Origin of the sequence: Streptomyces sp. NPDC049541 (assembly GCF_044465725.1) — a bacterium.
Classification (GTDB): Bacteria; Actinomycetota; Actinomycetes; order Streptomycetales; family Streptomycetaceae; genus Streptomyces.
Genome location: NZ_JBITLY010000004.1, coordinates 68,611 through 91,342 on the forward strand (window position 1 = coordinate 68,611; position 22,732 = coordinate 91,342).

The following is a 22,732-nucleotide window of genomic DNA, read 5'->3' on the forward strand; positions in this document are numbered from 1 at the left end:
CCATGCGCTTCCGCCATCCCGACGGCTCTACCGTCCACCTCGCCTACTGCACCAACGTCCACCCCGCCGAAACCCTCGACGGCGTCCTCGCGCAGCTTCGTGAGCACTGCGAACCGGTGCGCCGCCGCGTCGGCCGCGACCGGCTCGGCATCGGCCTGTGGCTCGCCAAGGACGCCGCGCACGCCCTGGTCAGTGATCCGTCCGCGCTGCGCGGCCTGCGCACCGAACTCGACCGGCGGGGCCTCGAAGTCGTCACCCTCAACGGCTTCCCCTATGAGGGCTTCGGCGCCGAGGAGGTCAAGTACCGCGTCTACCGGCCCGACTGGGCCGATCCGGAACGACTCGACCACACCACCGCCCTGGCCCGGGTCCTCGCCGGACTCCTCCCCGACGACATCACCGAGGGCACCATCTCGACCCTGCCGCTCGCCTGGCGCACCGCCTATGACGACACCCGCGCAGCGAAGGCCCAAGCAGCCCTCCGCACGCTCGGCGAACGCCTCGACGCCCTCGCCGAACTGACCGGCCGTTCCGTCCGCGTCGGCCTCGAACCCGAACCGGGCTGCGTCATCGAAACCACCGGCGACGCCCTCGCACCGCTCACCGTGATCGCCCACCACCGCATCGGCATCTGCGTCGACACCTGCCACCTCGCCACCTCTTTCGAAGACCCGCACACCGCCCTGGACGCGCTCACCACGGCTCGCGTCCCCATCGTCAAGTCCCAGCTCTCAGCCGCCCTGCATGCCCAGCACCCCCGTCTCTCCGAGGTCCGCGCAGCCCTCGCCGCCTTCGACGAACCCCGTTTCCTGCACCAGACCCGCACCGCCACCGCCGCCGGCCTGCGCGGAACCGACGACCTGGGCGAGGCTCTCGAAGCCGGCGCCCTGCCCGACGCGGCACCCTGGCGCGCCCACTTCCACGTCCCGCTGCACGCGGCCCCCGCCGCGCCCCTCACCTCCACGCTCCCCGTGCTCAAGACCGCACTGACCCGGCTCGTGGGCGGCCCGCACCCGCTCACCCGCCACCTCGAAGTGGAGACCTACACCTGGCAGGCCCTGCCGCCCGACCTGCGACCCCGCGGCCGTACCCAGCTCGCCGACGGCATCGCCGCCGAACTCACCCTTGCCCGCGATCTATTGACGGACCTCGGCCTGAAGGAACTCCCATGAGCACCCACCGGCCCGGCCCGGACCCGACACCCCTCCTCGTCCTCGATGTCGTCGGTCTCACCCCCCGTCTCCTCGACCACATGCCCCACCTCAAAGCGCTCGCCCAGTCCGGCTCCCGGGCCGCGCTCGGCACCGTCCTGCCCGCCGTCACCTGCGCCGCCCAGTCCACCTTCCTCACCGGCACCCACCCGTCCGAGCACGGCATCGTCGGCAACGGCTGGTACTTCCGCGAGCTCGGCGACGTACTCCTGTGGCGGCAGCACAACGGACTCGTCGCCGGAGACAAACTCTGGGACGCCGCCCGCCGCGCTCACCCCGGCTACACGGTCGCCAATATCTGCTGGTGGTACGCCATGGGCGCCGACACGGACATCACCGTCACCCCCCGTCCCGTCTACTACGCCGACGGCCGCAAGGAACCCGACTGCTACACCCGGCCCCCGGCCCTGCACGACGAACTCACCGACAAATTCGGCACCTTCCCCCTCTTCCACTTCTGGGGTCCCGGCGCGAACCTGGTCTCCAGCCGGTGGATCATCGACGCCACCCGGCACATCCTGCGCACCCGCCACCCCGACCTGACGCTCTGCTACCTCCCCCATCTGGACTACGACCTGCAGCGCTTCGGCCCCGACGACCCGCGCTCCCTGAAAGCGGCCGCCGACCTGGACGCCGCCACGGCCCCGCTCCTGGACGAGGCGCGCGCCGAGGGCCGTACCGTCGTCGCGCTGTCCGAGTACGGCATCACCCGCGCCGACCGCCCCGTCGACATCAACCGGGTCCTGCGCCGCGCCGGCCTCCTCGAAGTGCACACGCAGGACGGCATGGAGTACCTCGACCCGATGGCCTCCCGCGCGTTCGCGGTCGCCGACCATCAGATCGCCCATGTCTATGTGCGTCGGCCCGAGGACCTCGAGGCCACCCGGGCGGCCCTGGCCGACCTGCCCGGCGTGGACCGACTTCTCGACGACGAGGGCAAGAAGACCCACCATCTGGACCATCCGCGCGCGGGCGAGCTGGTCGCCGTCGCGGAGCCGGACGCCTGGTTCACGTACTACTACTGGCTCGACGACGAACGCGCACCCGACTTCGCGCAGCTCGTCGAGATCCACCGCAAACCCGGCTACGACCCGGTAGAGCTGTTCATGGATCCGCTCGACCCCTACGTCAAGGTCAAGGCGGCCGCCGCCCTGGCGCGCAAGAAACTCGGCATGCGCTACCGCATGGCGGTCGTGCCCCTGGATCCGTCACCTATTCGCGGCAGCCACGGCCGCCTTCCTGCGAGCGACGACGACGGTCCGCTCCTCATCTGCTCCACCCCCCGCGCTGTCGGTGACCGCCTCGCGGCCACCGACGTGAAGTCACTCCTGCTCCGACTGGCCGGTCTTTTCTGACTGGTCACAAGTGAAGCACTCACCTCTGACAACGCCCTCCGACACCGAGGAGTTCCAGGCATGAGCCGCATCTCGCAGACCGATCCCGAACTCACCCACCGCCTCAGTAGACGAGGCATGCTCGGCGTGGCCGCGGGCGCCACCGCCGCCGCGTTGCTGGGCGCCGCCACGGCCCCCGCCACCGCCGCCGGAACATCTGCCGCCGCCGGTGGACGTCCGGTCCTGCCGCCCGGGCGGCTCGGCATCCAGCTGTACAGCCTGCGCGACAAGGTCTCCGCGCTGGGCTTCGCGCCCGTCTTCGCCGAACTGGAGAAGTACGGGTACGACGAGGTCGAGTTCGCCGGATACACCCAGGGCTCCGCAGGTCCCATCACCCTCGCGCAGCTCAGGCGGCTGGCGAAGGACCACGGCCTGAACCCGATCGGCAGCCACGTCGGCTACTACTCCAGCGACCCGAGCGCCTACACCTTCGCCCAGAACCTCACCAAGGTCCTCGACGACGCCCAGGCCCTCGGCCTCAAGCACATCGGCACCGCATCGGGCCCGGGCCGCTACGGCAACACGGTCGACGCCTGGAAGCGTGCCGCCGCGGAGTTCAACACGTACGGCGCGGCGGCCAGGGCGCGCGGCATGAAGTTCTACCAGCACAACCACTCCGACGAGTTCGGTTTCGCCACCGACAACCCCAAGGTCCGTCTCTACGATGTGCTGCTCGCCGAGACCGACCCCGACCTGGTGTTCCTGGAGATGGACATCTTCTGGGCCTACGCGGGCCAGTTCCGCTTCTCGAAGCGGCCCGACGGCAGCCCCGCCCCCTTCGAACCCCTCGACTACGTTCTCAAGCAGCCCCACCGCTACCCGCTCTTCCACGTCAAGGACGGCGTGAGCGACCCCTCCAACCAGTTCGGCTACCGGATGGTCGACGTCGGTGACGGCGACATCGACTACCAGCGCTTCATCGCTGCCGTGACCCGGCTGCGCGGCGAGCGCCTCGCCCACCACTGGCAGACCGAACACGACCAGCCGACCGAGTCGTTCACCTTCGCGCGCCGCTCCAGCGCGTATCTGCACTCACTACGCGAGAAGTGCTGACGCAGACAATCGGCACGGGCGTGAGGCGGCCCTCCCCGCAATCCCGGGGAGGGCCGCCTCACGCGCGCGTGCCGTCAACCGTCAGCCTGCGGGCTGCGGTTGCGGAGTCAGCGCATCCGAGCTGCTGCGCCCAGGCTGCCGCAGCAGCAGCGCGAGCGCCAGCTTCGTCGTCCAGCGGCAGCTGTTCGACGAGTTCCTGACGGCGTACCTCCCGGCGGTGCGCATGCTCAAGGTGGGATACCCGCTGGCGGTCGAGCACGATGACGACCCGTATCCGCAGCTGGACTTCGGACCGGTCATCAAGGCGGCCAAGGCCAAGGAACTGCGCGACCAGGTCGCCGAGGCCATCGACCGGGGAGCGGTCCCGCTGCACCGCGGCAACGAGGCCGGCGGCCGGTTCCTGCCCGGCCAGGAGACCTCGGCGTACGTCCATCCGGTGACGCTCCTCAACCCGCCGCCGTCCTCACCCCTGCACCATGCGGAACCGTTCGGTCCGGTCGACGGCATCGTCCTGGTCGACACGGAGGCGGAGCTGCCGGCAGCGATGAACGCGTCCAACGGCGCGCTGGTGGCCACCTCGTCCACGGACGGCAGGGCGACCTTCGACCGGCTCGCCCCGCAGATCCGGGCCTTCAAGGTCGGCCACGGCAAGCCGCGCTCCCGCGGTGACCGCGCCGAACTGTTCGGCGGCTTCGGCGCGTCCTGGCGCGGCGTTTTCGTTCGGCGGCGAACTGCTGGTGCGCGCCATGACCCAGGGCCCGGCGGGAGAGCGACTGCCGGGGAACTTCCCGGACTACCACCTCGTGCCGTGACAGCGGGCCGGGTGGCGTCCTCGCTCCGAAGCGCCATCCGGGGATCAGCTCCCGCCGACGCACGAAAGCGTCAGGGAGTGACCGTGTACGTCTGCACGTCGAAGGTCTGACCGAGCGAGTTCGTCGGCGCCACCGTCACCGAGGTGCCGTTCACGGTCACCTTCAGGAAGTGGTACACCTGCGCGTCGTCCGTGGGCACCGACGCGGCTCCGCAGGCCGAACCCCGGTTGCGGCCGTAGGACCAGCCGATGCCGTAGGCGTCGGTGGCCGAGCAGCCGTTCTCCCCGACGGAGTGCACATCGGCCCCGCCGCCACCGGTGACATACGACGCGATCCGGCCCGCTCCCGCGGTGTTGCGCTGATAGAGGTGAGAGTGGCCGTTGAAGACCAGGTCCACGCCGCCGTCCAGCAGGGTCTGCTCGACACCCGTGAGGAAGGTGTCGCTCGGCTCGCTCGCACTGTCGGAGCGCAGCGGGAAGTGGAAGAAGGCGAACTTCGGCACGCCTGGATGGGCGGTGAGGTCGGCCTTCAGCCATGCGTACTCGGCGGATCCGTCCTGCCAGTGGGCGTGCGCGTCCTGCTCGTAGATCGCGCAGTGCTCGCCGCACGAACCACCCGTGGCGTCACCTGTGTTGGAGTTCCCCCACGCGGTGTCGAGCAGATAGAAGCGGACCCCGCCGGTGGTGAAGGCGTAGTACGTCGTCGGATAGCTGACCGGATTCGAGCCCAGGTACGACGGATAGTCGACCGGCGCCCACACCCCGCCGGAGGCCGCCGCCAACGCCGACTGCTTCCACACCTGCAGATAGGTGCTGGTCATGCTGTGGTTGCCGACGGTGCCCAGGAGCGGGATGCGCATGCCGGGCTGTGCCCAGTACGACGGACCGAACCAGGAACTGACCTCCACACCCGTCTGGTTGAGGTCGCCGTACTGGGTCTGCGAGGTGCCCGGATGCGTGTTGTCGCCGGTCTGGACGACGAACCGGGCGCCGCTCGCGGCGATCTGGCTCATCACGTTCGCCTGGTTCACATTCAGCGAGCCGTCGTCGACGCCGGAGTTCGTGGTCTCACCGGTGTCGCCGAGGACATCGAAGGTGAACGACGTCGTGGAGCCCGCGGAGTCGGGGGTCGTGAAGCTGGGGGCCGGCAGAATGCCCAGCAGGTCGGTGCCGGAGGCGGTGTAGACGCGGTAGCAGTAGGTGGTGCTCGCCGTCAGGCCCGTAAGCGTCACCGAGTTGGCGAACTCCCGGGTCGAGCCGATGGTGATCGGGCTGCCCAGGGCGGACGAAGTGGCCGTGTTCGCCGCGCAGTTGCCCAGCGGGCCGTAGCGGACCGAGCCGCGGCTCTGTGTGGTGGTCGCCCAGCTCACCTGGACGGACGTCGTCGTGGCGTCGGAGAGATAGGGGGCGCGTGTCAACTGCGCGTCGGCGCCCGGAAGGTCGGCGTGCGCCGCCGGGGTGAACGACAGCGCCGTGCCCGCCCCCAGGACGAGGGCGAACACGGCGCTGCGAGCGTGCCTCAAGGAGAGTCTGCGGTGCTGGGAAGAGAGTCTTCTGGTCATGTTCTTTCTTCTTTTCTCATTCTGGTCCCGCGCAGCCGTGCCAGTGCCGCGACGGCGCCCGCCAGCAGTACCGCGCAGCCGGTGATCCGCAGCACGCCCGGCCAGTAGCCGAGCGGGTCGCGACGGGCGGCTGAGGAGGGCGCCGGCGGCGAGGCCGACACGGGAACGTCGCGCAACTCGCGCAGCACGTCCAGTGATTGTGTGCCGTGCCGGACCGACGGCTCCACGTGCGAGTTCTCGCTGAACTCGTTCCAGCTGATCAACCCGAGCAGATCCGGACCCGAGGCCATGGCGGCCGCGTACTCGGTGCGCAGCGTCCGGCCGCCGTCCCGTGGCACCGACTTCGTGCCACCCACCAGGCGGGCGTCGAAGCCGGGGGCGAACGGCGCCATCCAGTAGCCGTGCGCCGCGTGTGCGACGGCGGCCATCTCGCGCAACTTGGTCGCGTGCCGGTCGTTCGTGTCCGGGTTGACCGACGACCAGTAGTAGGCGTCCCCGTCGGTGACATGCGCCAGCCTGCGGATGCCCTGCGGGCTCTTCTCGGTGCCGAGCACCAGCATCCCCTTCCGCACCGGCCCGGTGATGCGCGCGATGTCCGCTGTCGAGTACTGCCAGGTGCCGCTGAGCACCGTCAGCGGCTTGCCGTCGAGACGGAAGAAGGCCGGGTCGCGGGCGTAACGCCCGTACAGCAGACGGAAGTCGGCGGCGACCCGGTCCGTTGCGAGCGGCCGGCGGCGGAAGTCGAGCCCCTGATAGATGACGGCCACCTTGAAGTCACGCGCCCGCGCCACGTCCAGCAACAGCCGCAGCCGTCGGTCGTTGACGGCCGAGGACTTCCAGCTCACCACGAAACCGTCGACGCCCGCGGACTTCGCCCAGTCGACATGCGTGCGGATCACGGAGGCGTCGTCGCTGGAGTAGTGGCCCAGACGCGGGTAGTCGGTCTTCGCGCGCTGCCACGACGACGGCTCGAACCACTGGTAGTAGTACGCCAGCAGCGGCACCCGACGCCCCTCGGCCGAGCTCGCGGACGCCGGGAAAAGCCCGGCCAGAACCAGTACCAGCACGGCCATGAGCTCCGGTCTTCTCATCCGTGCTCACCACCCCGGCGTCGCCGCATCCACCGCCCGACCAGCAGCAGTCCGGCCGCCAGCACACCCACCGTGCCCGCCGCCAGCGCCAGATCGGCCCGGCTGACCACCCTCAGCTGCATGCTCTGCGTGCGCGACAGCCGGACCTGCTGCACGGCCCGCAGCCCCTGGCCGCCGGTCACCTCCACCTCGTACTGCCCGTGCGGCAGATCCCGCAGCGTCGCCTGCCGGCCTGCACCGAATGTCACCTCGCGCACCGACCCGTCCGGCAGCGTGACCCGCGCCGCCCGCCCGGCCGACGACCCGAAGACGGCGTCCCGCGCCGAGACCGTCAGATCGTGGAACGGCGTGGTGAAGACGACCTCCTGATGCGACGCCGGTCGGAACCGCTGCCGCCCGGCGTCCACCGTGTTCGTTCCGTACGCGTCTGCGGACAGCAGTGCGTATCCGACCTTCCGCGAGGTGAGCACGCTCTTGCGGTACACGGGCAACAGCCCGTCCAGCCAGACCGATTGCCCCACCGGCAGCCGCTGGGTGTGCCCGGTGTCGCTGCGCACGGTCACATACGGCACCCGCCCGCGGGGTACGGCGCGACCCTCCTGGTCGACGCAGCGCACCGTCACCCGGAACCGGGCCGTGAACGCCGCTGTCACCGTGTAGTCCCGGCGCAGCGGCAGCCCCTGCACCGTGCGCCGGAACGCCTGGTCGGGATCGCGCTGCCCGGCCCACCGGGAGAACGTGAACTGCCGTCCCTCCGAGGCCAGTCCATGGTCATCGACGGCCAGCCTGTGCCCCGCGAAGTCGTGCGCACCGGTGAAGCGCACCGCCCCGTCCGGCCCGGTGACCGCCGTCTGTCCGTCGAAGGCGAACGGCACGCCGGCGAGCTGTGGGGTCGTCCGCACGGTGACGGTGACCATCGTGACGGCCACCGCAGAACTCGGCGCCAGCCCCACCAGCACCACCCCGACCAGCACCAACCACCTCATGACATACGCCACTTCGGCCGCACCGCCCCCCACAGCAACCCCGCCACCAGCAACGACGCGGCGCCGTACACCGCGTACACGGGCACCGGCGAGGGCGGCCGCGCCACCGGAAGCGCCGCCTCCCGCAACCCCGCCGGAATCAGCTCGGCCCGCCGCGGCGCCGCCGAGAAGTCGAAGGCGGCGGCGAGACTCCGCGCCTGCGTGGTGCGGCCGCCCAGCGGCCGCAGCCGCCAGTTGTCCACCACGAACCGCAGCGCACTCGCGGCCTCGAACTGCCCGTGCTGCACCTTCCCCCGCGTCACATACGGGCTGACCAGCAGTGCCGGCACCCGCAGCCCTCGCCCGGCCGGCGGCTTCACATGGTCGTACCAGCCCCCGGAGCCGTCGTAGGACCACAACAGCGCTGAAGAGGTCCAGTACTGACTGACCATCAGTTGCGAGGTGAGCTCCCGCACGAGCCGCTGTCCGGCCGGCACGGAGCGCGCCGAACGCTCGCCCGCACCCGACGACGCGACGAACGCCACCGCGGGCAGTGTCCCGCGGTCCAGGTCCCGGTAGTACTCGCCGAGATCGACGATGTGCGCGCTCAGCCGCCTGCTGTCGACGAAGCGCGGGATGTCCAGGAGCGGGACGCGGACGGTCTGGGTGGTCAGGTCGTCGCGGGAGCGGTAGGTCTGCTTCGGGTCGTAGTTCTGGACGTAGAACTTCCAGCTCACGCCTGCCTCTTCGAGCCGGTCGAAGACGGTGGGTCCGGTCAGGTCCGGCGTGCCCGCAACCCAGTGGGCGCGGTTGGCGCGGGTGCCGTCGAGCGAGGATGCGAAGAAGTGGTCGAAGAGCTCGTAGCGGTCGGCTGCGTTCCAGTAGAAGGGCAGGTCACGGCGGTCGTAGTGGCCCATGGCCACGCGTCCGTCCCGGCCCTGCCGCTCGAAGGCGCCGACGAAGCCGTCCATTCGCCCGCCGTCGTACTGCTGCCGCACCAGGCGAGGCCCGGCGCCGGGGGACAGGGGCGGCGAGCCGTGCAGCGGGTACGGCGCCACCGTGCCCGCGCGCGGATGCGCGGGGTCGCGCGGCTGACCGGTGCCCGCGGTCAGGCCGTCGGCTCCCGGGTAGGTGCCGAAGTAGTGGTCGAAGGTGCGGTCACCCTGCATGAGATAGACGAAGTGCTGAACGGGCGTGTGCGGGCGGGAAGTTGATGCCGCCGCCGTGCCGCTGCCGGTCAGCAGCAGGACCAGTGCCATCAGCAGCACCCTCATGACACCCTCACCCGGTAGATCACGACCACCTTCACCCCGGCTCCGTTGCGCGCCGTGAACACCGCCGTCCCGTGGTGACGCCCCACCAGCCCCTGCAACTTGGCGGTGAAGAACCGCGTACGGCGGGCCGTGTACGCGTCCCACACCAGGTACTGGAAGTCGCCGTCCCTGAGCGCCCGGTCCGGGTTCGGGACCGCCCGGTAGCTGGGGTTGCGGCGGGCCGGGTCGGGCGAGACGGAGAGTGCGGAGACCGGACAGAAGCCGTAGTACTGCACCACGTTGGCCATGGACGGGCCGATGGCCAGCAGCCGCGAGCCTTCCGGGGCATGCTCGCGTACCCACAGTCCCGCCTCCCGGCCTCCCGGCAGCCCGCCCGTCCCGGCCAGGAAGCGGGTGCTCGTCTGCGGCTGGATCCGCATCCAGCACGGCACCGCCACGGAGGCCACGACCAGCCAGATGGCCGCGGCCGCCGCGAAGCGCCGGCTCCGCACCACCCGCGGGAACGAGGTGAGCGTCCTCCCCGCCAGCACCGCGAACACCGGTGCCACGGGCAGCAGATACTGGAAGCCCTTCACCGGCCACACCGTGAAGAACAGCGCGGGCACCACGACCCAGCACACCAGCAGCCGCTCCCGCCAGGTGTTCTCGCGCCGCAGCCACACCAGCCCCGCCAGGGCCGCCACGACCACCAACGGGCCGAGCGCCCAGGGCACTTCAAGGCCGTAGAAGGAATAGGGGTGATTGGCGCGGCGGAACATCTGCCACAGCAGGTAGTTGCCGCCCGCCCGCGCATGCCCGGCCAGCAGCTGGGACAGCGGATGGGCCACCGCCACCACCCCGATCACGCCCAGCGCGGGCAGCAGATGCCGCCAGCGGGTGCGCACGGCCGGGGTCAGCGCGAAGAACGCGTACAGCGAGCCCAGGAAGACGACCGACGTCTCCTTCGCCAGCACCGTGAACCCGAGCATCCCGCCGGCGGCCAGCAGCCAGCGCGGGGACGGCGATTCGGCGTACCGCACCACGCAGTACAGGGCACCGGTCGCGCACAGCGTCATCGGCGCGTCCAGCAGCACCTGGCGGCTGACCACCACGTGGTACGGCATCACCGCCAGCAGCAGCGCCCCGACCAGCGCGGCCCTCCGCCCGTACAGCCGCCGCCCCAGCCCGTACGTCACCGCCACCGTCGCCACACCCAGCAGCGCCGGCACCGCGCGCGCCGCCCAGTCGCTCTCGTGGACGCGCAGCGCCAGCGACACCAGCGACTGGAACAGCACCGGATGCGCCCGGAACACCGGGAAGAGCGAACCGAGTCGATCGTCCCCCGCGAGCGAGGCCGCCGTACCCGTGTACACCGCCTCGTCGCTGTTGAACCCGGCCGCGGTGAGCTGCCACATGCGCAGGAAGGCCGCCAGCAGCAGTACGGCGGTCAGGGGCGCGGCAGCCCGCACCCCGGCGCCGGAGGGGGCCGGCGCCGGGGCGGTGCGGGGTGCTCCCCTGGGGAGCACGAACCGGTCGGTCATGCGGCCGAGCCGGCCTGCAGTTCCCACCGTGGCCAGGCCTCGGCGGCGGTACGCGCTGCCGGACGATGCTCCTCGCCCGCCAGCAGCCGCGGTATCTCGTCCGCCCAGCCGAAGCAGTCCGAGGCGAGCACCCGGGTACGGACACCCGACAGGAACCCGGCGAGGATCTCCCGCTCCCGGGCACGCAGTTCGGCATGGTCGAGGCCGTCGATGCGCAGCGCCGGCGCGAGATAACGGTAGGGCGGGAAGCCGTACGCGTCCTCGGTGTTGACCAGCATCCGCTCCAGCGCCACGTCCCCGTCGAGGTCGTACAGGTCGGGCGCACCGCGCTCGATGACGAACAGGTCCCGCACCTCGGTGCTCGACCCCAGCCGGCAGGGCACCAGCCGGTCGACGCTGTACTTCGGCGGCGGCACCAGGATCTGCGTGACCGCGTTGATGCCCATGATCGGCAGGTTGAAGCGGGACAGCATCAGCGCGATCGAGCGACCGCCCTTGGAGTGCAGCCGCGACTGCAGATTCAGCCGGCGCCACTCCTTCTTCGTCAGGTCCTCGGCCTGCACGGCCCGCAGCGTGTGCGCGCTGATGGTGAGCGGCTTCGGGAAGCACACGGCCTGCCCGGTGGCGTCCACGACGGTCATGTCGTCCGACAGGAACCGCCCGCCGTGCTCGCGCAGCAGCCTGAGAACGGTCGCGGTCTTGCCGGTGTCGGTCAGCGCTGACAGCATCACGCCGCGCCCGTCGAGCTCCACGCAGGCGGAGTGCAGCAGCATGCGGCCACGGGAGATCAGCACGAAACGCAGCAGCGCCTCGACGACGTTCGTGTAGACGACGTGCGGTGAACGGGCCAGCAACGGGCCCACCTCCACCGTGATCGGCGGACCCAGCCGCACCCGGAAGTTCGCGCCGAAGCGGCCCAGGTGCTCCTCGTAGCGCAGTGCCGCCGTGTCGCTGTGGTCCTCGGTCAGTGCCGCCCGTCCGCGTGGCCTGCGCCGCCCGACGTCCCCGACGCGCACGGCGATGTCGACGTCCGCGTCCGGGATCCACTGCGCCCGGAAGAACTCCAGCTCGGGCAGCCGTATCTGGGAGCCGATGGTGACGGTCCCTGCGACGTCGTAGCGGTAGGGCAGGTACACGGACCGCTTCCTGCTCACCGGCGCGGCCGGAGCATCGGCGTCGACGAGCATCTTCACGGGATCGCGCCGCGTGACCTTCTTCTCGCCGCCGCTGTAGATCATGCGGTCGCTGATCAGGAACCGCAGGACGAAGAGCAGGACGAGGGTGAGGGCGTTGGCCGTGAGGACACCCACCCCGGCGACGACGAGCCACTGCAGCAGCGGGAGCCGGGCGATCAGAAGCAGGTTGTTCATCGCGAAGAAGCGGCCGGCCCGCCCGGGCCAGCTGCCCTTGCGCTGCCCGTTCCGGTAGACGGCGGCGTCGGTGAGGAGGAAGTTCCAGGCCGTGGAGAACTGGGTCGCGAGCGCCGCCCCCACCAGGTGGTGCACCCCGAGGACGTCGAAGAACAGCCACAGGGCGGCCGTGTTGACCGCGACCCCGGACAGGCCCACCAGTCCGAACGCGAGCATCCGCATCAGCTGCCGCTGCCCGCCGGCCACTCCGCGGCGCAGCCGCACCACATGCCGTACGAAGGCCAGGCCCTCCCTGAAGGACGCCTTGGACCGGCCCGCCTCGCGGGGCGCGAAGGTGTACGCCACCTCGGCGACCCGGGCGGCCGGATGCCGAACCAGGATCTCCAGCAGGATCTTGAAGCCGACCGGCCGCAGCCGCTCGGTGTCGATCGCGTCCCGGCGGAACGCGAACAGCCCGCTGAGCGGATCGCTGACAGTGGCCAGTCGGCGCGGGAAGGCCGCCTTGACCAGGCGGGTCGCGGAGGACGAGGTGGCCTGCCGGCCCGCGCCCGCGAGCCCGTCGGACTGGCCGGTCCCGGCGTACCGGGTGCCGACGGCGATGTCGACGCCCTCCCGCATCGCGGTCCTGGCCAGCAGCGCGGCGGCCTGCGGCGGATGCTGCAGATCCGCGTCCATGACCAGCACCCAGGCGCCGCGCGCGGCCCGGATCCCGGCCACCACGGCCCCCGACAGACCGCCGGTGCGCAGGCCGGAGGGCCGGTGCAGGGCGCGGACCGGGACAGGACAGTCCGGCGCGAGGGCGGCGATCTCCTGGACGGTCGCGTCATCACTGTCGTCCACGAAGAGGATCTCGGCCCCGAGCGGGGCGAGCGCCGGCCCGAGCCGGTCGAGCAGCAGCGGAACGCTCTCCTGCTCGTTGCGGGTGGGTATCAGGACGGTCAGCCGGGGCGTGGCAGCGTCGCCGTCGCCTCCGCCGCCGAGTTCCCGGACACCTGCCGGCACCCCGTCATGGGCAGCCGAAAGGGAATCGATCATGTGCGCCATGGAGTCCCCCCAGAACGCGTGCCGCCGGCCGAGCGGCGCGACGGACACCGACGACCGCCCGTGAACACGGGCGGAGGAATGAGCGGTGACCCTCGCGGGCGTACGGTCTCGACGCGGCGCGGGGAGGTGCGGGACGTACCGGAGGTGCGCAGTGCAACGGCGAACGCGCACCGGGCTCCACGGTCAGGAGCGGATGCCAGAGGCTAGCAGCGGAGTTGACGCGTTGGCCGGGCGTTTGGCCTGTATCCGCCGGTAATTATCCTGCTGTTTACTTGGTTCGATCGCATTGCGTCTCAGACGTGCACTGCGGCCCCGCCCGTCACGGTCAAACGCAGTCAGACCCACCCCTTGATTACGCGGAGGTGAAAGTCGTCGCATTCTTCACAGACCCCCTGCTGAACCTGTGATTCCGCGACAAGCATGACCCGCATGTCTTACGACGGACCACCGGGTCCCTCGCCCCGAGAGGACCGGGACCATGCGGCCACCCTCATGGACGCCATGCGCGCGGCGCTCGCCCTGATCGACGACGTGGAGGCGCTCAGAGTCGAAAACCGCCAGCTCAGAGAGGCCCTGGAGGGGCGCGCCCTGATCGAGCGCGCCAAGGGCATGCTCATGGCCCGCCGCGGCTGCGACGAGGCCACCGCCTTCGAGATGCTCGTGACCCTCTCCCGTGAGCAGCGCCGCAAGGTGCGGGCGGTGGCGGCGGACTTCGCGGCCAGCGACGGGATCCAGCCACTCACGTGAAGCGCGCGAGGTGGCGCGACCCGGGCCGACGGCCGTAGTCGTGCCGTCACATCCGGTGACGCGTCCCGCTGCCCGCGACGGGCCCTGTGCAGCCGCTGCCTGAGGGGCGGATATGCAGGTGAAGGGCACTCCGAAAGCTTGGTATTGTTGTCCATGTCGCCGCGGGGAACCCCCCGGCCAGGCGGCAGACACCTGGTCCGGGTGGCGGAATGGCAGACGCGCTAGCTTGAGGTGCTAGTGCCCTTTATCGGGCGTGGGGGTTCAAGTCCCCCCTCGGACACCAGTGGGACGTTCACGAGATCGTCCCGAAGCGTTCACGAATTACCGGTCGAGTCATGTGACTCACCGGTATTTCGTCGTTTCTGGGGCCTTCTCCAGTGGTAGGGCTCCGCGCCGCGCCCGGAGTCAGAAGTAGATGATCAGCCGGGAGATTGTGGGCTCGGCGACGCTGAGGCAGTAATCGCCGCCGACCGATGCGGGGCGGCTTTGGCCAGCTCTGCGTTGAACTGGGCGCCGATCAAGAGGGCCAGATTGGACAGCCATAGCCAGATGAGAAAGACCACCACGCCCGCCAGCGAACCGTACAGACGGTGGTAGGTGCTTACCTGCGAGGCGTAGAGGGTGAAGCCGTAAGAGATGGTCAGCAGCAGCGCGATCGCCAGCCCACCACCCGGCGCCATCTTCCGCACCTGTCGCGAGGGAGCGGGACCTGACCGGTAGAGCACCAGGACCAGGGCGACCGCCACCGCGGCCAGAGCGGGCCAGCGCAGCGCGTCCCACGCGGTCTGGGGCACGGTGCCCAGGTCGAAGGCCCGGCCCAGGCGCCTGGCCAGGCTCCCGCTCACCAACAGCGCGAGAGTCGTGGTGAGCAGGAGGCTGATCAGCACGATCGCAGTGCTGACGATACGCGGGGCGGTGCGCCATGCCGGCCGGTGTGCGTCGGCGTGGTGGATCGCGTGCAGGGCCCTGCGGAAGACACTCAGATAGCTGCAGCCCGACCACAAGGCACCCGCGAGGCCGAAGAAGACCAGCATCCACGCCGCGGACGACTGTCCGGCCATCTGCAGAAGAGCATCGCGCAGCAGACCGCGGGAGGTGAGCGGGACGACCTCCGTCACCCGGTCGATCACGTCAGGCGTCGTCGCGGGCATGGTCAGCCCCAGAACCGAGAGAATCACCAACAGGACGGGGAACAGGGCGAGGACGGCGTAGTAGGTCAGAGCGGCGGCCCAGTCGGTGACGTCATCGTTCCAGATCGCCACGGGTGTGCGGCACAGCGCCGCCCGCCACCCTTGCTTACGACCGTCGGTGTCATCCATGATCGTCCGCCCTGTGCATCGAATCGGTCCTCCTCGGCCCGCGCTCCTTGCGAGGGCGAAGCCCCGTCCTCGGACGGGCTAGACGGCGAAGTGGTCGGGGTCGGCCGCGGCCCAGTCCGCCGCCCAGTCCGGCGGCGGTTCGGCGAGCAACTGCCCCGGCTCGAGCAGGCCGTACAGCTGCTCACCGGGCACGACGGTGGTCGGGTTCACGCGCCGTCGCAGCATGTTCGGGCGGAGCTCGGTGGGGTCGGTGACGCCCATGGAGGCCATGATCTGCAGCGCGCTGCGCACGGTCGCCTCCTGGAAGCGGCGCACCCGCTCGGCCTTGTCGGCGACGTCCAGGGCGCAGGCCCGGCGGGGATCCTGCGTCAACCACGAAGACGCTGGCGCCGCAAGTCACCACCGCGAAGAACAGCAACCGGGCCAAGCCCGAGAACAACGCCCGCACTCTTCACTCTCCTACGCGGCCCACACCGCGCATCCCGGGAACACGCCTCACATCAACCACGCAGAACTCGAACTCCTCCGGCGGAGCGCAGGCCCCTTGATGAGCCCGGCGGGGGCACGATCACTCATCTCCGATCTCGAGGGGCACTCTTGGCCGCTTACCCGGAAGCGCCGAGATCAGACGCGTTCTACGTCGAGGTAAGGCCCACAGTCGACCGAGGCGGTCCGCGGGTATCCGGAGTGATGAAAGCAAGCCCTCAAGACGTTCATTGCCATTTGACAACAATGACCCTAGGACAACAAAGTAGCCGTGTCGTACCGCAGGGGGAAGGATGTGGAATGTTCCGGTGGGCGGAGACCGCTCCGCGTGCTGGCCACCGAAGCCCCGCGGTGTCGGGGAGTTCGGTTGCACCACCCGGCGTTCAGGCCGTGCGGTCTCCGGGCTGTGCCCCGTTCACGTGTATCTGCAGTGCCGCCGCGTCGCAGAACGCCTCCAACCCCTCCAGTAGCGCCGCTCGTTTGGCGACGGGCATGAGCTGCAGCACCGCCTGCAGTTCGTGTTCCCTGCGCGCGCGCAGCTCGTCGAGGAAGGTGCGACCCCGGTTGCTGAGGTGCAACCGGACCTCGCGCCGGTCGGCCTGGCTGATCACGCGCTCGACGAAGCCGGCTGCGACCAGCCGGTCGCAGAGCCGGCTGGTGGCGGGGGGCGTGGAGGCGAGTGCGTCGCAGAGCGTGCGCAGGTTGATGCCGTCCTGGTGCTCCAGGGTCAGCAGCACCCGCATCTGCGACGCCGACGCCGGCGCGGTGGACGCTCGGCCCCACAGGACTTCCAGCAATTCTCCAGCCGTCGCGGTCACTCGGGCGACCTCGACGGGTTTCTGGCGGGGGCGGAAGGCGGCCACTGTCACACTCTCGCAGGCACTGGGACGGTCGCCAGCGTACTAGGCGCCCGTAGGGGCAACAGATGGTTCGGACGGCTTGACGCGGCTATCGAGCGGCCTCGTCGCGAGGCGAGGCCCGTAAGTGCTGCCGAAGGATTGGTGTGTTTACCACCGTGAACAGATATGTGATCGCTGAGCGGGCTTTGCGTGCAGCGGCACCCCACGAGTTGCTCGACGCCGTCCGTCGTGTGCTGGTCGAGCAGTACGCGGCGGAGTCGGTCGACCTCCTGATGGCCGACTACGGTCTTACGGTGCTTCAACCGGTGGCGGTGCTGCCGCAGACCGCGAAGCCGGTGTCCGTGCACAACAGCGTGCCGGGCCGTGCTTTCGGTGCCCAGGAGCCGGTCGTCGAAGCAGAGGGCGACGGCCGTGCGCGGGTGCACCTTCCGGTCAGTGTGCGCGGGGACCGGCTGGGTGTGCTGTCCGTGACCCTGCCGCCCGACAGCGGGGTCCAGGACCTGCTCGGTGAGCTCTCCGACATCGCGGAGGTGCTCGGCCACGAGGTGGTCGTCGCGGAGCGGGACACCGACATCTACCTCCAGGCCCGGCGCAAGGACCGGCTCACGCTGGCCGCCGAGATGCAGTGGCAACTGCTTCCGGGGCGCTCCTGCTCCCGCCCGGAATACGATCTGGCCGCGCAGCTGGAGCCGGCGTACGGGATCTTCGGCGACAACTTCGACTGGTCCGCCACGGCCGACCATCTGATGCTGTACGTCACCAACGGCATGGGTGAGGGGATAGAGGCCTCCCTGCTGACGAACCTGGCCATCAACGCCCTGCGCAACGCCCGGCGCGCCGGGCTCGCCATCGACGACCAGGCCGCCCTGGCCGACCAGGCGGTGTACGCCCACTACCGGGGCCGCTGCTATCTGTCGGTGCTGATGTTCGACTTCGACCTCGCCACGGGACGCGCCAAGGTCGTGGACGCGGGCTCACCGCGCCTGCTGCGGCTGCGTGGCGGCGCTGTGGAACGCGTCACCTTCGAGGCGCAGCTCCCGCTGGGCATGTTCGAAGAGACCGACTACGTGGTCCAGGAGTTCCGGGTGGAGGCCGGTGACCGGCTCGTCTTCGTCAGCGACGGGGTGTACGCGGTCGCCGACCCCAAGGGTGAGGCGTACGGCGATGCCGCGCTCGCCCGGGCCATCCAGTCCACCCGGTTGCTGCCGGCTGCCGAGGTCCCGCGCGCAATTCTCCGGGAATTGACCGGTCACCGCGGTCGTTCGGTCGCCGACGACGACGCACTCGTCGTCTGCCTCGACTGGCACGGAAACTGACCGAAATCCGGAATCGCCGGGGCGTTCGCATCGGTGTGGCGATTCCGTGTTGTTTGCGCCGGACCGGCGACGCTAACGTTTGCCATGAGGCAATAATTGCGTCTCGGATACGGTCGATCGATGACCCTGTACGGAGGAGACGATGAAGGTGTCGGAGCAAGAGGCGGTCGGGTCGACGGCGCGCCGACTGGGAGCTTTCCTGGAGCGCCGCCGAGAGCAGATCGCTCAGCGCTGGGCCGATGCGCCGCTCTTCCGGACTGTGTTCACCGTATCGCGGGAGGAGGCGGTCGACGCGTGTAAGGCCGTCGTGGACGCGCTGTCCGACGTCGCCTCGTCCGGACGCCTGGAGGACATCGCCTCGCCCGGCTTCGACAGCGTGCGCGACCAGCTGGGAGGCATGTCCGGTACACGGACCCGGGCGGGTTCGAGCCCCGCTCGGATCGCGGACGAGGTGGCCGCCCTGCGGGAGCCGGTCGCCGAGTTGCTGAGGGCCGAGTTCTCCGACCCCTCCTCGCCAGAGGCGGCCGAGGGCCTGCTGGCGCTGACCGTCCTGATGGGGACGCTGCGGCTGGTGGTGATGCAGGCGGCGCTGAGCTCGGGCGAGGAGCTGATCGCACGGCAGCGGCAGCAACTGCTCGAAGTCGCCACGCCGGTCATCAGCCTGTGGGAGGGCGTCGTCGCCGTACCGCTCATCGGTACGTTGGACAGCGCCCGCAGCCAGGTCGTGATGGAGTCCCTGCTGGAGGGGATCGTGGAACAGCGTGCCCGGTACGCGATCCTCGACATCACCGGTGTACCCACGGTCGACTCGCTCGTCGCTCAGCACCTGATGAAGACGGTGGCCGCGGCACGACTGATGGGCGCCGAGTGCATCGTCTCCGGCATCCGTCCCGCCATCGCACAGACCATCGTCCAACTCGGCATCGATCTCGGCTCGGTCCTCACCCGCGCCTCACTCGCCGACGCCCTGGCCTACGCCCTCAGCCGACTGGGCATCGAGGTGTCTCCCCGTGCGAGCATGCGGTGACCGCTCCCTTCCCGGGCCACGCGACCGTGGTGCCGGTCCTGGTGATGGGGGAGACTCTGCTGGTCACCCTTCAGGGGGAACTGCACGACGGCACGGCCGAGCAACTCCAGCAGGACATCAGCCACCGAATCGCCGGCAGCGGGGCGAACGGTGTGATCATCGACATCTCCGGTGTGGAGACCGTCGACTCCTTCCTGGGACGGATCCTTGCCGAGATCGCGGCGAGCGCCGCCTTGCTGGCGGCCCGCACGGTCGTCGTCGGCATGCGGCCGGCTGTGGCGATCACTCTGGTCGAGCTGGGTCTCACCCTGCCCGGGCTGACCACCGCGCTCGACATCGACCGCGCACTGGAACTCCTCGCCCGGACGTCCACACCGAGCGCCCCTGACGGACACGAGGGGGCGACGTGATGCCGGCCTCCGACCCCACCGTCCGAACCAGTCTGCCGATCCGCTCGGACGTGGACCTCGCGTGGGTCCGTCAGCAGGTACGCCAGAGCGCGGCCGAACTCGGATTCGGGCTGGTGCAGCAGACGAAGCTGGTCACCGCCGCCAGCGAGCTCGCCCGCAACACCCTGGTCCACGGAGGCGGCGGGCACGTGGAGATCGTGCCCTTGGCTCCAGGTGTGGCCAAGGGGCTGCGGCTGTCCTTCGTCGACCGAGGTCCCGGCATCCGCGACGTCGAGCTGGCCATGACCGACGGATACACCAGTGGTGGTGGTCTGGGACTCGGTCTCAGCGGTGCCAAACGCCTCGTCGACGAGTTCGAGATCGACACCGAACCCGGTCGCGGCACGACCGTCACCGTCATCTCCTGGACCACGGGCGTACCCGCGGCACGGCCGGGGGCGTGATGGCGCGGGTCTGGGACATCCCGGTGCACGACTCCACCCGAGTACGGGACGTCCGGGTGGCCGTCGAGGCGGCCAGCACCCACGTACGTCTCGGCCCTCACCGCACCGCGGTCGCTGCCCTGGTCGCCACCGAGCTGGCCACCAACCTGGTCAAGCACGCCAACGGCGGTCGCTTCCTGGTCGACCTCGTCGACCAGCCCGGCGTCACCGGCACCTCCGGGGTGCAGGTGACGGCCATCGACTACGGTCCGGGCATCCGGGACATCACCGCGGCCATGCGTGACGGGTACACCACCAGCGAGGCGTCATTGGGTGCCGGCCTGGGTACCTGTCTGCGCATATCCAGCGAATTCGACTTGCACAGCACCCCCCGCGGCACCGTCGCGGTCGCCCGTTTCCACCAGGAGCCCGCAAGGCGTGGGGAACGGCGGGAACAGGGCCCGAGGGCGGGAGGGATCAACGTACCGCTCGACCGGGCCGAGCACTCGGGAGACGCCTGGAGCTTCGCCCGGTCGGGCAGCCGGCTGACCCTGATGCTCGCCGACGGCCTCGGCCACGGCGCCAGGGCGGCGCACGCGTCCGGCGCCGCCGTTGCCGAGCTGCACCGCTCGGCACACCTGCCACCGGAGCAGATCCTGCGCCACATGCACCCGGCGCTCCGGCCCACCCGAGGTGCCGCGGTCGCCGTGGCACAAATCGACACCGACAGCGGAGAACTGGCGTTCGCCGGTGTCGGCAACATCGGTGCCCGCCTGCATGTCGGCGCCTCCTGGGAGCACTTGATCTCCCACCCGGGAATCGTCGGCGCCCAGTTCCCGGCGACCGTGCCCGTACGCCGCCTGCCCTGGCGGCCCGGGAACCTGCTCGTCATGCACAGTGACGGGTTGCCCAGTCGATGGGTGCCGTCCGACGACGCCGACCTCTTCACCCATGATCCGGCGGTGATCGCGGCGACCTTCCTGCGTGATGCCAGCAGCGCTGCCAGCCCGGTGCGCGACGACACCAGCGTGGCCGTCCTGGCCTCCGACCCCGTGGACCGACACCATGAACTCGCCTGACGTCCGGAAGATCACCACAGCCACGGAGGCCGCCCGAGCCCGGGCCTTCGTGGCGGACCTCGCAACCTCCCTGGGCGCGTCCGAGCTCGAGCGGGCGCGGTTCCTCACCGCGCTCACCGCACAGTTGCGGCAGTCTCTCGGGCAAGGCGGCGCAGAACTCACCCTCACCGTCCAGGAACCAGGCCCGGACGGGGGCGTTCAGGTACGGGCTGTCGTACAGCCGGCCACGCTGTCCCCGGAACCTGCCTCGTCGTGGCAGCTCGCCCTGTCCTGCCCCGACCCGAGGGCACTGAGCCGGTCTCTGCCTGATCAGCGGGACGACACCGCGTTGGCCGAAGCCCTGCTGGCGGCGGACGAGGAGACGGCGGAGGTCCTGCAGCGGCTGGACGAGTCGGAGAACCTGCTCCGTCTCCACCGTGAGGAACTGCACCAGACCAACCAGGGCGTGCTGGCCCTGCACGCCGAACTGGACGCCGCCGCACTGACCCAGCAGAAACTGCTCGACGCGGAACGGGCCGCGCGGGGCGAGGCCGAGAAGGCGCGACGCCTGCTGACCTTCCTCGCCAACGCCAGCGCGGTCGTCACCGCGTCGCTCGATCACGAAACCATCGTGCGCCGGCTGCCCGAACTGCTCGTTCCGGAGTACGCGAGCGAGGTCGACGTCTGGCTCTTCGACAAGGAGGAGCAGGCAGCCGGAAAGGGCCGCCACTCCGCCGCCGCAGTGGCCGCCGCCCGCACCGACCGCCCGCAGCACGCCGGACCGCACCCCGGTGACCTGCCCGGCACCGACGACCTCCCGCCCTCTGCTCTGTCGCCGGATCGTCCTCTGCTGTGCATCCCCCTCACCGTGCGGCGATCCCTCGGCGTCCTGACGCTCGCGGCACCCGGGGACCGTTTCGACGCGGACACCAGCCTCATGCTGTTCGAACTGGCTCGTCGTGTCGCCATCGGCCTGGACAACGCCCTGCGCTACGAACAGCACCGGGACACCGCCGAGGAACTGCAGCGCGCCCAGCTCACCGACCTCCCCGCCGCCGACGGCCTGCACCTGGCCGCCCGGTACCTGCCCGCCACCCGCGGCCTCAACATCGGCGGCGACTGGTACGACGCCTTCTTCCAACCCGACGGCAGCCTGCTGACCGTCATAGGAGACGTCACCGGACACGGACTGCGCGCCGCCGTCATCATGGGCCAGCTGCGCACGGCACTGCGCGCGTACGCGATCGAGGAGACCAGCCCCGCCCAGATCCTCACACGGCTGCACCGCATGCTCTGCCACCAGCAGCCCAACCTGTACGCCACCGCCATGATCGCGCGCTTCAGACCCGACGACCTCCAGGTGACCTGGGCCGCCGCCGGCCACCCGCCGGCCGTGCTGCGTGCTCCCGGCGGCGCCGTGCGTGTGCTGGACGAGAGGCCAGGGGTCATGCTGGGTGTACCGATCCCGTTCGAGTACATGGACCACACGACCGAGATCGAACCGGGTTCGACTCTGGTCCTCTACACCGATGGTCTGATCGAGCGGCGTGCGCAGGGCATAGACGCCGGGATCGAGTTGCTCTCCGAGACCCTGGCAGCACTGCACGAACCCGACCTCGAAGACCTGGACGCGTGCTCCGAGTCCCTCCTCAAGCCCCTGGTTCACGAGTCCGAACGCGACGACGACGTCTGCCTGCTGCTGTGCCGTACCGCTCCGTTCGTGAGTTCCGGGGGGTCGGCAGCGACAGACATGGATTGAGGCCGCTTCCCGGCGGCAGCGGTCCTGCGTCCC

Annotated in this window: 18 protein-coding genes, 1 tRNA gene and 2 pseudogenes; 12 read left to right on the top strand and 9 right to left on the bottom strand. The window is 70.3% G+C overall.

Translation table 11 applies throughout. The features are described 5' to 3' along the window. The first annotated feature begins 2 nt into the window (after nt 1-2). From eboE to ACIBW9_RS16165, 4 genes and pseudogenes are all read left to right on the top strand, one after another. Complete coding sequence (gene eboE, locus ACIBW9_RS16150) at nt 3-1,172, top strand: metabolite traffic protein EboE (RefSeq protein WP_398955375.1); 1,170 nt, start codon at nt 3-5, stop codon at nt 1,170-1,172. Then, nucleotides 1,169-2,566, top strand: a complete 1,398-nt coding sequence (locus tag ACIBW9_RS16155) for a nucleotide pyrophosphatase/phosphodiesterase family protein (protein WP_398955377.1) — start codon at nt 1,169-1,171, stop codon at nt 2,564-2,566. The genes eboE and ACIBW9_RS16155 overlap by 4 nt, the downstream gene beginning before the upstream one ends. Before the next feature lie 60 nt (nt 2,567-2,626). After that, nucleotides 2,627-3,658 carry a sugar phosphate isomerase/epimerase family protein gene (locus ACIBW9_RS16160; protein ID WP_398955379.1) on the top strand — a complete coding sequence of 344 codons (1,032 nt, stop codon included), beginning with the start codon at nt 2,627-2,629 and terminating at the stop codon, nt 3,656-3,658. Nucleotides 3,659-3,815: 157 nt separating this feature from the next. Next, nucleotides 3,816-4,470: pseudogene (locus ACIBW9_RS16165) on the top strand (aldehyde dehydrogenase family protein); the annotation flags it as partial. Nucleotides 4,471-4,540: 70 nt separating this feature from the next. Here the strand turns inward: ACIBW9_RS16165 and ACIBW9_RS16170 are convergent. From ACIBW9_RS16170 to ACIBW9_RS16195, 6 genes are read right to left on the bottom strand one after another with little or no spacing between them, the layout of a single operon-like run. Next, a complete protein-coding gene (locus ACIBW9_RS16170) occupies nt 4,541-6,031 on the bottom strand; it encodes a fibronectin type III domain-containing protein (RefSeq protein ID WP_398955381.1) in 1,491 nt (496 codons plus the stop codon). Beyond that, the gene (locus ACIBW9_RS16175; protein WP_398955383.1) at nt 6,028-7,122 is read right to left on the bottom strand and encodes an endo-1,3-alpha-glucanase family glycosylhydrolase; all 1,095 of its coding nucleotides are present in this window, start codon (nt 7,120-7,122) and stop codon (nt 6,028-6,030) included. Before ACIBW9_RS16175 ends, ACIBW9_RS16170 begins: the two co-directional genes overlap by 4 nt. After that, nucleotides 7,119-8,108, bottom strand: a complete 990-nt coding sequence (locus ACIBW9_RS16180; RefSeq protein WP_398955385.1) for a hypothetical protein — start codon at nt 8,106-8,108, stop codon at nt 7,119-7,121. The genes ACIBW9_RS16175 and ACIBW9_RS16180 overlap by 4 nt, the downstream gene beginning before the upstream one ends. Beyond that, nucleotides 8,105-9,361 carry an alkaline phosphatase family protein gene (locus tag ACIBW9_RS16185; protein ID WP_398955387.1) on the bottom strand — a complete coding sequence of 419 codons (1,257 nt, stop codon included), beginning with the start codon at nt 9,359-9,361 and terminating at the stop codon, nt 8,105-8,107. Before ACIBW9_RS16185 ends, ACIBW9_RS16180 begins: the two co-directional genes overlap by 4 nt. Further along, entirely contained in the window at nt 9,358-10,881 is a 1,524-nt protein-coding gene (locus tag ACIBW9_RS16190) for an ArnT family glycosyltransferase (protein ID WP_398955389.1), read from the bottom strand. Before ACIBW9_RS16190 ends, ACIBW9_RS16185 begins: the two co-directional genes overlap by 4 nt. Continuing rightward, nucleotides 10,878-13,286, bottom strand: a complete 2,409-nt coding sequence (locus ACIBW9_RS16195) for a glycosyltransferase (protein ID WP_398955391.1) — start codon at nt 13,284-13,286, stop codon at nt 10,878-10,880. The genes ACIBW9_RS16190 and ACIBW9_RS16195 overlap by 4 nt, the downstream gene beginning before the upstream one ends. A gap of 438 nt (nt 13,287-13,724) precedes the next feature. On the opposite strand from ACIBW9_RS16195, the gene ACIBW9_RS16200 reads away from it, so the two are divergent. After that, a complete protein-coding gene (locus ACIBW9_RS16200; RefSeq protein ID WP_398955393.1) occupies nt 13,725-14,042 on the top strand; it encodes an ANTAR domain-containing response regulator in 318 nt (105 codons plus the stop codon). 195 nt (nt 14,043-14,237) lie between these two features. After that, nucleotides 14,238-14,325: transfer RNA gene (locus ACIBW9_RS16205), tRNA-Leu, on the top strand. 136 nt (nt 14,326-14,461) lie between these two features. Here ACIBW9_RS16205 and ACIBW9_RS16210 read toward each other — a convergent pair. From ACIBW9_RS16210 to ACIBW9_RS16220, 3 genes and pseudogenes are all read right to left on the bottom strand, one after another. Next, nucleotides 14,462-15,361 (bottom strand): YihY/virulence factor BrkB family protein, encoded by a 900-nt coding sequence (locus ACIBW9_RS16210; protein WP_398955395.1) that lies wholly within the window; start codon nt 15,359-15,361, stop codon nt 14,462-14,464. A 78-nt stretch (nt 15,362-15,439) separates the two neighbouring features. Further along, nucleotides 15,440-15,730 (bottom strand): annotated as a pseudogene (locus ACIBW9_RS16215) (FMN-binding glutamate synthase family protein); the annotation flags it as partial. 500 nt (nt 15,731-16,230) lie between these two features. Next, nucleotides 16,231-16,716 carry a MarR family winged helix-turn-helix transcriptional regulator gene (locus ACIBW9_RS16220; RefSeq protein ID WP_398955397.1) on the bottom strand — a complete coding sequence of 162 codons (486 nt, stop codon included), beginning with the start codon at nt 16,714-16,716 and terminating at the stop codon, nt 16,231-16,233. 146 nt (nt 16,717-16,862) lie between these two features. Between ACIBW9_RS16220 and ACIBW9_RS16225 the strand changes: the two genes are divergently transcribed. The 6 genes from ACIBW9_RS16225 to ACIBW9_RS16250 all read left to right on the top strand — a co-directional run bounded on the left by ACIBW9_RS16225 (nt 16,863) and on the right by ACIBW9_RS16250 (nt 22,699). Beyond that, entirely contained in the window at nt 16,863-18,023 is a 1,161-nt protein-coding gene (locus ACIBW9_RS16225; RefSeq protein WP_398955399.1) for a PP2C family protein-serine/threonine phosphatase, read from the top strand. Between the two features lie 142 nt (nt 18,024-18,165). After that, nucleotides 18,166-19,050, top strand: a complete 885-nt coding sequence (locus ACIBW9_RS16230; RefSeq protein WP_398955401.1) for an STAS domain-containing protein — start codon at nt 18,166-18,168, stop codon at nt 19,048-19,050. Between the two features lie 44 nt (nt 19,051-19,094). Further along, a complete protein-coding gene (locus ACIBW9_RS16235) occupies nt 19,095-19,460 on the top strand; it encodes an STAS domain-containing protein (protein ID WP_398956450.1) in 366 nt (121 codons plus the stop codon). Next, nucleotides 19,460-19,903, top strand: a complete 444-nt coding sequence (locus ACIBW9_RS16240) for an anti-sigma regulatory factor (RefSeq protein ID WP_398955403.1) — start codon at nt 19,460-19,462, stop codon at nt 19,901-19,903. The genes ACIBW9_RS16235 and ACIBW9_RS16240 overlap by 1 nt, the downstream gene beginning before the upstream one ends. Continuing rightward, nucleotides 19,903-20,961, top strand: coding sequence for a SpoIIE family protein phosphatase (locus tag ACIBW9_RS16245; RefSeq protein ID WP_398955405.1), 1,059 nt, complete (start codon nt 19,903-19,905; stop codon nt 20,959-20,961). The genes ACIBW9_RS16240 and ACIBW9_RS16245 overlap by 1 nt, the downstream gene beginning before the upstream one ends. Then, the gene (locus ACIBW9_RS16250; protein ID WP_398955407.1) at nt 20,948-22,699 is read left to right on the top strand and encodes a PP2C family protein-serine/threonine phosphatase; all 1,752 of its coding nucleotides are present in this window, start codon (nt 20,948-20,950) and stop codon (nt 22,697-22,699) included. Before ACIBW9_RS16245 ends, ACIBW9_RS16250 begins: the two co-directional genes overlap by 14 nt. Nucleotides 22,700-22,732: the final 33 nt, after the last annotated feature.

Bases quoted from the DNA above. Each gene is read 5' to 3' on its own strand.
- eboE (WP_398955375.1), top strand. From the start codon at position 3: ATGCGCTTCCGCCATCCCGACGGCTCTACCGTCCACCTCGCCTACTGC.
- ACIBW9_RS16155 (WP_398955377.1), top strand. From the start codon at position 1,169: ATGAGCACCCACCGGCCCGGCCCGGACCCGACACCCCTCCTCGTCCTC.
- ACIBW9_RS16160 (WP_398955379.1), top strand. From the start codon at position 2,627: ATGAGCCGCATCTCGCAGACCGATCCCGAACTCACCCACCGCCTCAGT.
- ACIBW9_RS16170 (WP_398955381.1), bottom strand. From the start codon at position 6,031: ATGACCAGAAGACTCTCTTCCCAGCACCGCAGACTCTCCTTGAGGCAC.
- ACIBW9_RS16175 (WP_398955383.1), bottom strand. From the start codon at position 7,122: ATGAGAAGACCGGAGCTCATGGCCGTGCTGGTACTGGTTCTGGCCGGG.
- ACIBW9_RS16180 (WP_398955385.1), bottom strand. From the start codon at position 8,108: ATGAGGTGGTTGGTGCTGGTCGGGGTGGTGCTGGTGGGGCTGGCGCCG.
- ACIBW9_RS16185 (WP_398955387.1), bottom strand. From the start codon at position 9,361: ATGAGGGTGCTGCTGATGGCACTGGTCCTGCTGCTGACCGGCAGCGGC.
- ACIBW9_RS16190 (WP_398955389.1), bottom strand. From the start codon at position 10,881: ATGACCGACCGGTTCGTGCTCCCCAGGGGAGCACCCCGCACCGCCCCG.
- ACIBW9_RS16195 (WP_398955391.1), bottom strand. From the start codon at position 13,286: ATGATCGATTCCCTTTCGGCTGCCCATGACGGGGTGCCGGCAGGTGTC.
- ACIBW9_RS16200 (WP_398955393.1), top strand. From the start codon at position 13,725: ATGTCTTACGACGGACCACCGGGTCCCTCGCCCCGAGAGGACCGGGAC.
- ACIBW9_RS16210 (WP_398955395.1), bottom strand. From the start codon at position 15,361: ATGGATGACACCGACGGTCGTAAGCAAGGGTGGCGGGCGGCGCTGTGC.
- ACIBW9_RS16230 (WP_398955401.1), top strand. From the start codon at position 18,166: ATGAAGGTGTCGGAGCAAGAGGCGGTCGGGTCGACGGCGCGCCGACTG.
- ACIBW9_RS16235 (WP_398956450.1), top strand. From the start codon at position 19,095: ATGGGGGAGACTCTGCTGGTCACCCTTCAGGGGGAACTGCACGACGGC.
- ACIBW9_RS16240 (WP_398955403.1), top strand. From the start codon at position 19,460: ATGCCGGCCTCCGACCCCACCGTCCGAACCAGTCTGCCGATCCGCTCG.
- ACIBW9_RS16245 (WP_398955405.1), top strand. From the start codon at position 19,903: ATGGCGCGGGTCTGGGACATCCCGGTGCACGACTCCACCCGAGTACGG.
- ACIBW9_RS16250 (WP_398955407.1), top strand. From the start codon at position 20,948: ATGAACTCGCCTGACGTCCGGAAGATCACCACAGCCACGGAGGCCGCC.